This is a genomic window from Comamonas sp. CMM02, from assembly GCF_014851485.1.
Taxonomy (GTDB): Bacteria; Pseudomonadota; Gammaproteobacteria; order Burkholderiales; family Burkholderiaceae_C; genus Comamonas; species Comamonas avium.
This window is the reverse complement of sequence record NZ_JACUZW010000001.1, coordinates 310868-324326: the sequence shown is the minus strand read 5'-3', so window position 1 is coordinate 324326 and position 13459 is coordinate 310868. Positions and strand designations below refer to the sequence as shown.

The window sequence follows — 13459 nt, the reverse complement described above, 5'->3', positions numbered from 1 at the left end:
TCAACCCCACACAACCGAAAGCAGCATGGCAGCACCCAGCAGCGCCGCCACCGCAGCGAGCAATACGCCCCAGACACGGCCCAATGGCACCGGTGCAAACGCCCAGATGACCGCCGCAACGTACAGCACAAAACTGGTTTGCACACCCGCCAAAATGGCCTCCACTTTGCTGGCCTGCATGGCCCCCCACAGCACGACCCAGGCGCTGGACAGCCCATAGCCCCCCAGCACAGCGGCCGCTATGCGCGAAACAGTCGCCCAGCCCGGGTATCTGTCAGAAAACTGATCCATCACTGCCATCCCATCAGAACCGACCCTTCAGGGTCACTGCCATGGTGCGTTTTTCACCATAGAAATTGCCATAGCCGGCGTAGCCCACGGTGCTGTAGTACGTCTTGTCAAACAGGTTGCCAACGTTCAATGCAACGCTCCAGTCCTTGTTGATCACATAGCCCAGACGGGCAGACCAGATGGCATAGCCTGCCGATGTGAACTGGTACGGTGTCCACGCACCGTCATAGCGGCCACTGACGGGGTTGTAGGCATTGATGCCCGATGCGCGGAAGGTCGAGCCTTGCGCCACAACGCCAGCGCTCAGACTCCAGCCACGCAGGGCACCGCTCATGCGGTAATCGGCCCACGCCTTGAACAGATGGCGCGGTGTGACGGTGCTAAATTGCGCGCTGTCTTTGCGCTTGTCTTCGTTGTCGTTGTACGTGTAGCCCACCGCCACCTGCAGGTTGGGGGTGATGCGCCCCGTCACCTCCAGGTCGATGCCCTGGCTGAGCTGATAACCATCGCGGAAGTAGCAGCAGCCACCGCGCCAGTCGGTCTGCGGGTAAGCGGGGTCCACCACGCCCTGACCCTTTTTCTCGGTACGGAACAGGGCCGCGCTGGCCATCAGATCACGGCCCCACTCACCCTTGATACCCAGTTCATAGGTGCGCCCGCGCACAGGGTCCAGCGGCACCCCCGGCAGCGGCGCCGAGAACTTGCCTGCTTGCGACTGGTAAATTTCTGCCGTGCTGGCGTACACACTGGTTGTTTTGGACAGGTCATACACCACACCCACATAGGGCACAAACACATGGCTTTCACGGCTTTTTGACGTGAGCAAGCCCTGCATATCGTGCTGGGTGTTGTTATCTTTCAGGGTATAGCGCCCGCCCAGGATCACTGCAAAATCCTCAATGGGCCGCAAGCGCAATGAGCCATAGACACCCGACTTTTGCGTGCGGGTCTGCGAGCCCCCCGTCCACGCGCCCAAAGGGTAGCCAGGGTCTGCCGGAGGGGTACGATCAAACACATCGGCGGGGCCAATGCGGGGCCACAGGTTGCGATTGAAATCGCTGGTGCGGTGCATGTCCCAGCCCACGATCACATCGTGGCGTTGCCCAAAGGCATCAAAGCCGCCTTGCACATTCACATCCAGACTGGTTTCACGCGCATTGGATTTGCTCTGGTGAATCCACCAGTCAGTACCATCCAAAGTGACGGGGTCTGGTGCATTCTCAATTTCAGCGCCATTCACACCCTCATTGAAGCGGGTATGCCGCAGCTGTGTTTTCAGTTGCCAGTTGGATGTCAGCTGGTGCTCCAGCTTGGCAAACACGGTTTTGTTTTCACGCTCAATCCAGTTCCACGGCGCGCCCATGTTCGTATCACGTGGCAAACCGATATCACTGCCATCTGCATAGCGCGGCAAGCTGGCGTTAAAACCTGTGTTGCGGTCTTTTTGGTAGCTGGCACCCAGCATCAGCGTGGTTTCTGGAGCAACATCCATCTCCAGCGCGCCGTAAAGCATTTGCCGCTTCAGGCGCGACGGCTTGGCCATTTCGCGGCGGTCGTGATTGACCGCCACAAAACGCCCGCGCAAGCTGCCTTCGGCGTTGAGTGCGCCGGTGGTATCCAGCTCTGCGCGGTAGTTATTCATCGTGCCGCCCGACAGCAGCACCTGCGTCTGGCGCTGCGCCAAAGGGCGCTTGTAGGTGAAGTTGATGACACCGCCAGCCTCGCCAGCGCCAAACATCCCATCGGCACCACGCAGCAGGCTGACACTGTCAAACTGCGCCATGTCCAGACTGCGCGTGCCCGAGCGGGTAGAGCCTGCCGCACCACCGTCATAGCGCACATTGCTGATCTGCAGACCCCGCGAAAGGTAAGTGGTATCCAGCCAGCTCTCCTCGCGTGTCACGCCCGTGGTCTGGTTCATGACATCATCCAGCGTCCGCAGCGCCTGATCGTCCATGCGCTGGCGCGTGATGACCGTGACGGATTGCGCAATTTCGCGCAAGGACTGCGCCGCCTTCCCCACTTCCACAGCCTTGGGCACGTAAGAGTCGCTGGCTTCGCTGTAGACGCTAGGGGCCAGCTTTTCGGTCACCGTCACCTCATCCAGCGCAGCCGCAGTTGAAGGTGTGGATGCAGCTTGCGCCCAGGCCGCACAGGGCAAGGCAAAAGCCAGAGATGCCGCCACGGCGCGGGCATGCAAAGGGCCGGGCACGGCACGGGCAAACGCGCTGAAAGAATGGGACAGCATGAGCGGGAAAAGAGCGAAATCTATGAAAAAGCCCATAGAAACCGCACGGTGCGCTTGCTAGGAGCTGCCAGTAATTGCTGTGGCTAGAACGGAAAAACACCGTTTGGCTGGCAGTCAATGCAACTGATAACAAGTCTCAATTGCATAATCGATCGCATTGTAAAGACTTTGTAAATACGCGGCGCACTTGTCGCAAAAATCTGACGCAAGCGCCCTTGCCCCTGCTTGGGCGAAAGCGCACCTGCCCTGGCCCACCGCCACCACACCCTCCCAGCGCGCACGGCCATTCACCGCGACCGCAGTACCCCCCCCCCCGCCACACACTGCGTTGTGCGGGGCATGCGCCACATTCACCCAACGCGCCCAGCACCGCAAGCAGCAGCGCCCTCGCAACCTCGCCTGCGTACACAAAGCGGCTTCACGCCCCCTCGCACCGGGCAAACGCTGGCAGGGTTGCATCCATAACAAAAAAGAGAGCTTCCAGCGCTTACGTACTCGTCTTTTCAAATACAAAACACTTTGAAAACGTTTGTCAGAAAGCGCTAACAGCTCATGTTTTCTAACTCTGTGTACACATTGCAGCCAGCAGACCTGCCGCACAAGGTTACGCACCCCACCAAAAACCAGCCCAGCAACACCCCTCAAAAATGCAAAAACCTTACACACGAATCAAGTAATCGAAAAAACCAAAAAGACATGCAACAGCAAAACAAACTAAAAGCAATCAAAACACCACCAAAAAACACGCATCAGCACTCAATTCCAAAAATAGATTTCGCAGGCTTTGTAACCCTGATTTTTTACTCCCACCGAAATAAAGCTTTTTACAGACAGATCACACCAAGATAACGACAAAACATTTTTGAGAAAATTGAAAAACAATAACGTCGCTTAAAAATCGCTAACTTCACCCACAAACCCCATAAAAACCCACCAAGTACAAGAAAACAGCATCACCAGCCAGCAGCGTTTTGCATTCCGCCGGGTTGCTCCAGAATGGAAAAGTCTTTGCCACTTTCCATTGCCATGTCCAACACCACCGCTCTCCACTGCGCATCCGAAGCAGGCCACGCACAGTCCCAGCCCATCGTGCTGCACCGGGCAGCCAGTGATTTACCTGCCAGCAAGCAGCCATCCACATGGTCGATTCCTGCCATTCAGGCGTTGCTGGATTTGCCGCTGATGGATTTGCTCTTTCAAGCGCAGCAGGTGCACCGCGCCCACTGGCCAGCCAATGAAATCGAGCTGGCAACGCTGCTGTCAGTCAAAACCGGCGGGTGCCCGGAAAACTGCGGTTATTGCCCGCAGTCCGCAGAATTTGACACCGGGGTGCAAGCACAGAAGTTGATGGACATTGATGCGGTGCGCAGCGCAGCGCAGGCCGCCAAAGATGCCGGAGCCTCGCGCTTTTGCATGGGTGCCGCCTGGCGTGCGCCCAAGGATCGCGACATTGAAAAAATGGGCGCACTTATCGCTGAGGTTAAAAGCCTGGGCCTTCAGACCTGCGCCACGCTGGGCATGCTCCAGCCCCATCAGGCCCAGTCATTGCGCGCTGCCGGCCTGGACTACTACAACCACAACCTGGACACAGCCCCCGAGTACTACCAGGACGTGGTCAGCACGCGCCAGTACCAGGACCGCCTGGACACGCTGCAGGCCGTGCGCGATTCAGGCATCAGCGTGTGCTGCGGCGGCATCATTGGCATGGGCGAATTGCCCGTGCACCGTGCGGGCCTGATTGCGCAGCTGGCCAATATGCAGCCCTACCCGGACTCCGTTCCCATCAACAGCCTGGTGCGCGTGCCAGGCACTCCGCTGGCAGACAGCGAACCCGTTGACCCGCTGGACTTTGTGCGTGTGATTGCAGTTGCTCGCATCACCATGCCGCAAGCCCGTGTACGCCTGTCTGCAGGCCGCCAGCAACTGGGCGAGACGGTTCAGACGCTGTGCTTTCTTGCCGGAGCCAACTCCATCTTCTACGGCGACAAGCTACTGGTCACCGGCAACCCCAGCTTTGACGCCGACAAAGCCCTGATGCAAAAGCTTGGCCTGCGCGGTGCCTCCACTGGCACACCCAGCCAAGAGTAAAAGAAAGTACGCCATGTCTGCACCACTGAGCCGACACCATGCGACATCGGTCGCCTATGTGGGCCTCTTCGCCGCACTGATGGCAGTACTGGGCCTGGTGCCCAAGATTGACCTGCCCTTTGGCGTTCCCATTACCTTGCAGTCACTGGGCGTCATGCTGGCTGGCTGCCTGCTGGGCGGTTTGCGCGGCTTTCAGGCCATCACCCTGTTCCTGATTGCTGTCGCTGCGGGCCTGCCCTTGCTTGCAGGCGGGCGGGGTGGCATGGGCGTCTTCCTGACACCGTCATCAGGCTATCTGGTTGGATACGCACTGGCCGCTGGCGTCACCGGCTGGCTGATGCGCTGGCTGCCCGTACACAGCCCACGCCGGGCAGCAACCAGCGCTTTCATCGCATCAGCGCTCGGCGGCATTGTGTTTTTGCACCTGCTGGGCATTGCAGGCTTGATGCTGTTTGCCAAGTTGACACTGCAACAAGCGATATGGATTGACCTGGCGTTTGTACCCGGCGACCTGATCAAGGCGCTGCTGTGTGCCGCCATTGTGCACAGCGTAGCCAAGGCCATGCCGGACTGGCGCATGGGGGGCCGCCCGTCATGCCATGCCTGAGGCCTGCGCCAGCCTTGCCGTTTGATGCGGCAGGCGGCATCCACGCACTGCCTGCCGCCTTCCAGACCATGCACGGCCCACTGGCTTACTGGGCTGGCACGCAGGGTGAAGCCACGGCTTTGCGCTGCGACACCCAGCAATGGAGCTATGCCCAGTTGCATGCGCTGGTACAAACGCGCGCAGCAGACATTGAGCGCCAGGCTCCAGGGCACACGCCGCTGCTGCCCATGCACCTGAGCGCGTGCGAAATGGTCATCGAGTTTTTGGCCACCAACTGCAGCGGGCGCTGTGCTGCCATTGGCGATGCACAGTGGCCCGATCACGTGCTGCATGCCGTACAGGCCAGCCTGACCAGCCTGCCTGCCGCCCCCCCGGATACGCCCGCACAGCTTCAGCCGTTTTACGTGGGTTTTACCTCGGGCAGCACAGGCCAGCCCAAGGGCTTCAGACGCCATCACCTGTCATGGGCAGAAAGCTTTCGCGTGGGCCTGGCGGACCTGGGGCAGGACATGCACCAGCACATCCTCTCGCCCGGGCAGATGACGCATTCTCTGTTTCTGTTTGGTGCCTTGATGGGCATCTGGATGGGCACAGGTGCCACGGTGCAAACCCAGTTTTCTGCCGCACAGACCTTGCTGGACGTGGCATCCACAAGCGCATGCGCTGTGGTGGCTGTGCCCAGCCAGCTGCTGCTGGTGCTGCAGTACGCACAGCGCCATGCGCTGCCCCCGCAGCCCCAAGTCAAACTGGTACTGATCAGTGGCGCACGCTGGCTGCGGGAGCACTCTGGCGCACTCAAAGCCCTCTTCCCACAGGCACGCATCATTGAGTTTTACGGGGCATCAGAGGCCAGCTTCATCACATGGATGGAGGCCCGGGCCGACACCCCTGCGCAAGCGGTAGGCCAGCCCTTTAGCAACGTGCAGCTGCGCGCTGCCCAGCACCCCGAGCACAGCGCTGAAACCACCCAGGCACAACCCATCTGGGTGCGCAGTCCTATGCAGTTCATGGACTATGTACATGCTGCAGACGGCTCTGCTGCACAGCAGTCAGGGCCCTGGCTGTCCGTCAGAGACATGGGCCGTATCGACGCCAACGGGCAACTGCATCTGTATGGGCGCGAAAAACGCATGCTGGTCACCAAGGGAAAAAACCTGTTCCCCGAAGAGGTGGAGCAACACCTGCTCAGCCACCCTGACGTGGCCCACGCCAGCGTACAGGCATTGCCTGATACCCTGCGCGGCACACAGGTGCACGCCGTCTTGCAGTGGCGCACCCCCGATGCAGCAGCCGCTGAACCTTGGCCGGGCGCTTTGGCGCTCGTGCAATGGTGCCGCAGTACTCTGGATGCTTACAAAGCGCCCCGGCGGTGGTGGGTCTGGCAAGGCCCATGGCCCCAGACACGCAGCGGCAAGACAGACCATGAGAGCTTGCTGGCCACCCTGCAGGCAGCCCACCAAGGTCGCCCTTCACCCCACTTACAGCCATGGCGATAAATCCAGCCACCACCGCATGGCCCATTGTGGGCTGCGCGCGCACGCCGGTGGTGCCTGTCAACGGGGCCTTCAAAGCACTGTCGCCCCACGCCCTGGCAGCGCCTGTGCTGCAGCATTTGCTGCAGCAAAGTGGCGTGCCAGCGCATGCCGTCGATGGCGTAGTCATTGGCAATGCCCTGGCCGCAGGCGGCAACCCCGCAAGGCTGCTGGCGCTGGCCGCAGGATTGCCGCAATCGGTGCCTGCCGTCACGGTGGACACCCAGTGCTGCTCGGGCCTGGACGCCATCACGCTGGCCTGTGGCTGGCTGGCACTGGGTCATGCAGACATCGTCATCGCTGGCGGTGTCGAAGCGTGGAGCCGCGCACCGCTGCGCATGCACCGCCCGTTGCACGAGGGCCAGCCTGCGCAGGCCTACCTGCAGCCCGCTTTCAGCCCGTGGCCCGAGCGTGACCCCGACATGCTCGATGCCGCAGCGGCCGTGGCCCACCGCATGCAGATCAGCCGCGCTGAACAAAACCGCTATGCCATTGCCAGCCACGAACGTGCCGTATCCCACGCAGCGCAGCTGATGCAAGAGATCGTCCCCATTGCCGGCATCACGCAAGACGTTTATCCCCGTTCATTGCAAGCACAGCGCGTGGCACGCATGCCTGTGGTGCGAGGCATCCACTCGGCTGCCCGCATTGATTGCAGCTTGCAGGCTGTGGCCATTTCTGCACAGGCGGATGGCGCAGCATTGGTGTTGCTGGCCAGCCCGCAGGCCTGTAAACGCTGGAACTTGCAGCCCAAAGCGGCATGGCTAGGTGCCAGCAACCTGGGCGCAGCCCCTGAAGCACCACTTCTGTGCGCACATATCGCCGCTCGGCACTTGCTGCAGCGCCACGCACTGAGTGCGCAGGCATTGAGCAACGTCGAACTGCACGATGCTTTTGCCGTTCAAGGCTTGCTCTTTTCCCGTGCGCTGGGGCTGCGCAGCGAGCAGCTCAACCCCGCAGGCGGCGGCCTGGCGCGCGGCCACCCCATTGGCGCATCTGCAGCCATCGCGTTTGTGCGCGCCCTCGCCACCTGGAGCCACTGCGCCACGGCACAGCAGCCTTATGCCATGGCCTGCGCAGCCGGTGCAGGCGGGCTTGGCACGGCAGCACTGATCGGCCCATGGTTGCCATAAAGCATCCCAGGCACCTGTGTCTTTAAAAACAAGGCCCATGCCCGCATGTACCGAAAAGTCATGATCACGCACCTCCTGCAGGCACCAAGATCGGCTTGCTGACCGGCCACCGCAAAGCCGGTACCCAGGCTCCACAGCATGTGTTTTTGTGATTTTTGGCGTACCCGTGCGGGCAAAAAGCTGTCAGGCACTGGTTGTGGCTGCTGCACGCTGCCAGCTCTGCCGCCCATGCCATGCCAGACAGACAGACTAGAAAGAAAGAAATAAGGAAAGAAGGAAAGAAGGAAGGTTATTTTTTACCCCCTGTGCTTGACCTTCCAATGATGTCAACCTTTACGCTACGCACCATTGCAATGAGCATGAGTAAAGAACATGAACCAGCCAAGTCAAAATCAAAGCCTGTCCCGTGCCGCAGAGATCAGCCTGCCTGTCGAAGGCATGAGCTGTGCCAGCTGTGTCGGCAGGGTTGAATCGGCGCTGCGCAAACTCAGCGGTATTGACCAGGTGTCTGTCAACTTAGCCACCGAGCGGGTTCATCTTGCATCGAATGGCGGTCTGGACATCATGGCTGTCGTTCAGACCATCGAAAAAGCTGGCTACGAAGTACCCGCCCGCACCACAGAGCTGGCCATCGAGGGCATGACCTGCGCCTCCTGCGTGGGGCGCGTCGAACGGGCCCTCAAGGCAGTCCCCGGTGTCTCTGAAGCCAGCGTGAATCTGGCCACCGAGCGGGCAACGGTGCGCGGCGTGGCGCCAGTAGAGCATCTGCTGGTCGCGCTCGAAAAGGCCGGCTATCCGGGCCGGGCCATCGACGCCTTTGCACAAAATACCGATGAGGCTGCCACTGCGCAGAAAGATGCAGAGCGCGCAGCCCTGCAACGCGACCTGCTGATTGCCACGGTGCTGGCGCTGCCGGTCTTTGTGCTGGAAATGGGCTCCCACATGATCCCGGCCATGCACCATTGGGTCATGACCTCTTTGGGCATGCAAGCGAGCTGGTATTTGCAGTTTGCGTTGACCACCCTCGTGCTGCTGATCCCCGGTCGCCGGTTTTATCTCAAGGGCATTCCCGCCCTGCTGCGGGCCGCCCCGGATATGAACTCCCTGGTGGCCGTTGGCACTTTGGCTGCGTATATGTATTCGGTCGTGGCAACGTTCCTGCCCCACCTGCTGCCCGCAGGCACCGTCAATGTCTACTATGAGGCGGCAGCGGTCATTGTGGCCCTGATATTGCTGGGTCGTTTTCTGGAAGCTCGCGCCAAAGGGCGTACCTCGCAAGCCATCCAGAGGCTGGTCGGACTGCAAGCCAAGACAGCGCACGTCATCCGCAATGGCCAGCGCATGGACATTGCGCTGGCAGAAGTGGTGACTGGCGACACAGTCGAAGTGCGCCCCGGCGAACGTGTACCTGTGGACGGCACTGTGCTCGAAGGCCGAAGCTATGTGGACGAGTCCATGATTACCGGCGAGCCTGTTCCTGTCGAGAAAATCCCCAGCAGTTCGCTGGTCGGCGGCACCGTCAACCAAAAAGGTGCCTTCACCATGCAGGCAACCGCTGTCGGCGGGCATACCGTGCTGGCCCAGATCATCCGTCTGGTCGAGCAAGCCCAGGGGGCCAAGCTGCCTATTCAGGCGGTGGTGGACAAAGTCACTTTATGGTTTGTGCCAGCGGTCATCGGCGCAGCTTTGCTGACGTTTCTCGTATGGCTGGTGTTTGGCCCATCCCCCGCGCTGAGCTTCGCACTGGTCAACGCTGTGGCGGTTCTGATCATTGCCTGCCCATGCGCCATGGGGCTGGCTACCCCGACCTCCATCATGGTGGGCACTGGGCGCGGCGCAGAGCTGGGCATCTTGTTTCGCAAAGGCGAAGCCTTGCAGCTGCTCAAGAACGCCAAGGCGATTGCCGTTGACAAGACCGGCACCCTGACCGAAGGGCGCCCCGCATTGACCGATCTGGAAGTGCTGCAAGGTTTTGAGCGCGCACAAGTGCTGGCGCTCATGGCGGCTGTGGAGTCTCGCTCGGAGCACCCCATCGCCCGCGCCATCGTAGAGGCGGCGCAGCAAGAGGGCCTTACGCTGCCCGAGCTGACTGACTTTGAATCCATCACGGGCATGGGCGTGCACGCCATCGCTGATGGCCAGCGCGTTGAAGTGGGCGCCGACCGCTACATGCGTTCACTGGGCTTGGACGTCACCGTGTTTGACAGCACCGCACAACGTTTGGCTGCAGAAGGCAAATCCCCCCTGTATGTTGCGGTGGATGGCAAGCTGGCTGCAGTGGTTGCCGTTGCAGACCCCATCAAAGCGAGTACGCCAGATGCCATTGCTGCACTGCACGCACTGGGCCTCAAGGTCATCATGATCACCGGCGACAACCAGCGCACCGCGCAAGCTATTGCCGCCAAGCTCGGTATTGACGAGGTGGTGGCCGAGGTGATGCCCGAGGGCAAAGTTCAGACCATCGAGCGCCTGAAGCAGGCACATGGTCATGTAGCGTTTGTCGGTGACGGCATCAACGATGCCCCAGCACTGGCGGTTGCTGATGTGGGCCTGGCGATTGGAACGGGCACAGATGTGGCCATAGAGGCCGCTGACGTCGTATTGATGTCCGGCAGCCTGCAAGGCGTCCCCAACGCCATTGCCCTGTCAAAAGCCACGATTGGAAATATTCACCAGAATCTCTTCTGGGCGTTTGCTTACAACACCCTGTTGATTCCCGTGGCCGCTGGCGTCCTCTACCCCGCCTATGGCGTATTGCTGTCACCCATATTTGCGGCAGGCGCCATGGCTTTATCCAGCGTCTTTGTTCTGGGCAATGCCTTGCGCCTGCGTGGGTTCAAGGCACCGCAAAGCGCTGATGCCCAGGCTTGATCAGACAGCCAAGGAGTACTTATGAATATTGGTCAAGCCGCCAAGGCTTGCGGAGTTTCGGCCAAGATGATTCGTTACTACGAATCTGTGGGCCTGATCCCAGCAGCCAGCCGCACGGACTCAGGTTACCGTGCTTACACTGAATCCGATATTCATATGCTGCGCTTCATCCGCAGAGCCCGAGACCTGGGGTTTGCTGTCGCAGAAATCCATGACCTGCTGGGATTGTGGCGCGACCGTTCACGCAAGAGCGCTGACGTCAAGCGCGTGGCGCAGCAGCACATTGACGATCTTCATCGCCGCATCGAAGACCTGCGCCAGATGGCCGACACCTTGCAGGCCTTGACCGCTTGCTGTGCAGGGGACGATCGACCAGATTGCCCCATCCTTGCAGGCCTTGAAAAGCCAGAAAATATGCAGGCAGATTCGGCAAAAAAACAGCGCTCTGTATCCGCTCTGCGGCATTAAAAAGATAGTGAGGCTGGGCCTCAAATTTACGCATGCAGCGCGCACCTCTAGCGCGAACGACTAGACACTCGGCAAGGTGTTCTGGATACAAAAATGGCGCAAGATAGCGCCATTATTTTTTCCACATAGCCCGTCTGCGCTCACACGCAGACGGGCTATGTCTTTCAGGCCACTGCTGGCGGATAACCGGCCTCTGTCAGGGCCGCTGCTACTGCGTCTTGCGAAGCAGATGTCTGAACTTGCACCAGATGCGCAGGTATATCGATGGTCACCTTGGCATCGGCATCGATCGAATGAATCACTTTTGTCACTTTGCCTGCACAGCCACCGCAAGTCATGCTGTTGATTTGAAATTGCATTAGAAAACTCCTTGAAAAATGTAGTAGCAGCAGACTAAGGCTTACCACCGTGAGAAGGTCAAGCAGCACTTCAAATTCAATTCAAATCAGTAGCTGACACCACACTTGACCACCACAGGTTCCAGTGACTTTGACTCTTGGGCACCACGCAAAGCACGCTGATGCCTTTGGCTATGTGTCATTGGCCACAATCTACGCTCATGCACGAGCTAGAACCAGCTGCATGTGGTTCGCTCGGGTGCAGCTCCAACGCTCAATACACGCAACCCGGCGCTTGCGTCACACCGATCTGTGCGAGGCTTTCAAGAAGCGCCACATGTAGAAAACGCCCATTGCAGGAAACAGTGCAAACAAGCCAAAAATCCACATTGCGCCATTAGCCAGCGCACCCGGCTCCGTCTGTGTAGACACCCCCGTGGCATTGGCCACCAAGCCCACCAAAGCTGCTCCCACGGCCATGCCATACAGCTGCACCGTAGTGATCGCAGATGCAGCCACGTCGGCATCATCCGTGTCAGCGCTGTGCATGATGGCATTGAGCACATGGGGCCAGGCCATCCCCACTCCCAGGCCAATGGCCGCCAACGCCACTGCGCAGATGCTCAGTGCCCACGCTCCCTGGGAAGGTATGGCCATTGCAAGCACAACCAAACCAGCAGCACCCAGCGCAGGCCCGGCAACCATCAGTCTGCGTACCGTGGCCCCTGATTTTCCGGAGAACAGCACGGAGGCCAACGACCACCCGCCTGCCAGCAACGCAGTGACGTAGCCCGCTGTCAAAGGCTGAAGTCCATGCAGATGCTGCAGAAAATAAGGGACAAATATCTCGGTCATCGTGCCCATCAAAAGCAGGGCCACCACGGCATAGAGCATGCCCAGCGGGTGCCCAATGGACGTACCACCTCGTGGCAGCAAACGAGCTGCGGCATGCCGCTCAGTGCTCAGCGCCAGCCCACCCACCAGCAAGCCCGCCAAGACACTGAGCCATTGCAGTGCCGAACCCGTCACCACACTGGCCGTTGCAATCAGCAAGACAGACAGCGCCAGAAAAGCAATCTGCCGCGTTGCAATACCGCTGCCAGTCACGCTGACGGGCTGCAGCATGCGCTCAGGGTTCAACTGCCGAAACACCAAAAGCATCTGTGCTGCCAGCAAAGGCAACAAAGCCCAGAAAGCCCAGCGCCAGTGGCCGGACTGTGCAAACAAGCCCCCCACTGCAGGCCCGCTCAAGGTTGCAATACCCCACATCCCCGAGACCAGTGCAATCGCTCGCGGCCACAAATGCGGTGGAAACACCATGCGAATCAAGGTATAGCTCAAGGCCCCCACCACACCGCCACCTAGCCCTTGCACCGTGCGCCCCAGCAGCATGGCAGGCATGCTGGCTGCGGTGGCACAGACCAGCGTACCCAGCGCAAACACCAGCAAAGCTCCCACCATCGCGCCTCTGGCCGTACTGCAAGCCATCAGCTTCACAGACAGCGCAGCACCGATGATCGAGCCCACGACAAACAGCGTTGTGCTCCATGCATACCACTGCAGACCACCAATTTCCTGCACTACCGAGGGCAGGACTGTGGTCACAATATGCACATTGATCGCGTGCATTGCGACGGCTCCGGTCAGTGCCAGCGCCGTCAGCCCGTGTGCTCGCCCCAGCAATGCGCCCCAGCTGCCAGATGGACCGTCTGCCACAGCAATGGTGGGCTCTTTGGATGTCATGCTTGTCATATGTTTCTTTTGCACCAGAATAATGCAAGTATTCTCTTTGATAAAAGAGCAAGCCCCAAATAAACAAAGCAATAACTTGCATAAATAAATGCCATCACACGCCACCTCTTCTGATGCACCTTCTGCTTTGC

The 13459-nt window shown here is 59.7% G+C and carries 11 protein-coding genes; 7 read left to right on the top strand and 4 right to left on the bottom strand.

Annotated elements, in window-relative coordinates; genetic code table 11:
- A complete protein-coding gene (locus tag IB213_RS01450) occupies window positions 1-291 on the bottom strand; it encodes a hypothetical protein (RefSeq protein WP_192405160.1) in 291 nt (96 codons plus the stop codon).
- A gap of 13 nt (window positions 292-304) precedes the next feature.
- Window positions 305-2539, bottom strand: coding sequence for a TonB-dependent siderophore receptor (locus IB213_RS01445; protein ID WP_192405159.1), 2235 nt, complete (start codon window positions 2537-2539; stop codon window positions 305-307).
- A 552-nt stretch (window positions 2540-3091) separates the two neighbouring features.
- On the opposite strand from IB213_RS01445, the gene IB213_RS01440 reads away from it, so the two are divergent.
- The 7 genes from IB213_RS01440 to cueR all read left to right on the top strand — a co-directional run bounded on the left by IB213_RS01440 (window position 3092) and on the right by cueR (window position 11238).
- Window positions 3092-3388, top strand: a complete 297-nt coding sequence (locus IB213_RS01440) for a hypothetical protein (RefSeq protein ID WP_192405158.1) — start codon at window positions 3092-3094, stop codon at window positions 3386-3388.
- A 177-nt stretch (window positions 3389-3565) separates the two neighbouring features.
- A complete protein-coding gene (gene bioB, locus IB213_RS01435; RefSeq protein ID WP_192405157.1) occupies window positions 3566-4627 on the top strand; it encodes a biotin synthase BioB in 1062 nt (353 codons plus the stop codon).
- 13 nt (window positions 4628-4640) lie between these two features.
- The gene (locus IB213_RS01430) at window positions 4641-5234 is read left to right on the top strand and encodes a biotin transporter BioY (protein ID WP_192405156.1); all 594 of its coding nucleotides are present in this window, start codon (window positions 4641-4643) and stop codon (window positions 5232-5234) included.
- Window positions 5222-6730, top strand: a complete 1509-nt coding sequence (locus IB213_RS01425) for an AMP-binding protein (protein ID WP_192405155.1) — start codon at window positions 5222-5224, stop codon at window positions 6728-6730. Before IB213_RS01430 ends, IB213_RS01425 begins: the two co-directional genes overlap by 13 nt.
- Window positions 6721-7899 carry a thiolase family protein gene (locus tag IB213_RS01420; RefSeq protein WP_192405154.1) on the top strand — a complete coding sequence of 393 codons (1179 nt, stop codon included), beginning with the start codon at window positions 6721-6723 and terminating at the stop codon, window positions 7897-7899. The genes IB213_RS01425 and IB213_RS01420 overlap by 10 nt, the downstream gene beginning before the upstream one ends.
- Window positions 7900-8271: 372 nt before the next feature.
- Window positions 8272-10770, top strand: a complete 2499-nt coding sequence (locus tag IB213_RS01415; protein WP_192405153.1) for a heavy metal translocating P-type ATPase — start codon at window positions 8272-8274, stop codon at window positions 10768-10770.
- 21 nt (window positions 10771-10791) lie between these two features.
- On the top strand, window positions 10792-11238 hold the full coding sequence (gene cueR, locus IB213_RS01410) for a Cu(I)-responsive transcriptional regulator (RefSeq protein WP_191722571.1): 447 nt from the start codon (window positions 10792-10794) through the stop codon (window positions 11236-11238).
- 164 nt (window positions 11239-11402) lie between these two features.
- Here cueR and IB213_RS01405 read toward each other — a convergent pair whose 3' ends face one another.
- On the bottom strand, window positions 11403-11597 hold the full coding sequence (locus IB213_RS01405; RefSeq protein WP_191722570.1) for a heavy-metal-associated domain-containing protein: 195 nt from the start codon (window positions 11595-11597) through the stop codon (window positions 11403-11405).
- A gap of 279 nt (window positions 11598-11876) precedes the next feature.
- Entirely contained in the window at window positions 11877-13319 is a 1443-nt protein-coding gene (locus IB213_RS01400) for an MFS transporter (protein ID WP_225560916.1), read from the bottom strand.
- Window positions 13320-13459 lie beyond the last annotated feature (140 nt).

Coding starts and splice junctions, on each gene's coding strand:
- IB213_RS01450 (WP_192405160.1), bottom strand. CDS start 291: ATGGATCAGTTTTCTGACAGATACCCGGGCTGGGCGACTGTTTCGCGC.
- IB213_RS01445 (WP_192405159.1), bottom strand. CDS start 2,539: ATGCTGTCCCATTCTTTCAGCGCGTTTGCCCGTGCCGTGCCCGGCCCT.
- IB213_RS01440 (WP_192405158.1), top strand. CDS start 3,092: ATGTTTTCTAACTCTGTGTACACATTGCAGCCAGCAGACCTGCCGCAC.
- bioB (WP_192405157.1), top strand. CDS start 3,566: ATGTCCAACACCACCGCTCTCCACTGCGCATCCGAAGCAGGCCACGCA.
- IB213_RS01430 (WP_192405156.1), top strand. CDS start 4,641: ATGTCTGCACCACTGAGCCGACACCATGCGACATCGGTCGCCTATGTG.
- IB213_RS01425 (WP_192405155.1), top strand. CDS start 5,222: ATGCCATGCCTGAGGCCTGCGCCAGCCTTGCCGTTTGATGCGGCAGGC.
- IB213_RS01420 (WP_192405154.1), top strand. CDS start 6,721: ATGGCGATAAATCCAGCCACCACCGCATGGCCCATTGTGGGCTGCGCG.
- IB213_RS01415 (WP_192405153.1), top strand. CDS start 8,272: ATGAACCAGCCAAGTCAAAATCAAAGCCTGTCCCGTGCCGCAGAGATC.
- cueR (WP_191722571.1), top strand. CDS start 10,792: ATGAATATTGGTCAAGCCGCCAAGGCTTGCGGAGTTTCGGCCAAGATG.
- IB213_RS01405 (WP_191722570.1), bottom strand. CDS start 11,597: ATGCAATTTCAAATCAACAGCATGACTTGCGGTGGCTGTGCAGGCAAA.
- IB213_RS01400 (WP_225560916.1), bottom strand. CDS start 13,319: ATGACATCCAAAGAGCCCACCATTGCTGTGGCAGACGGTCCATCTGGC.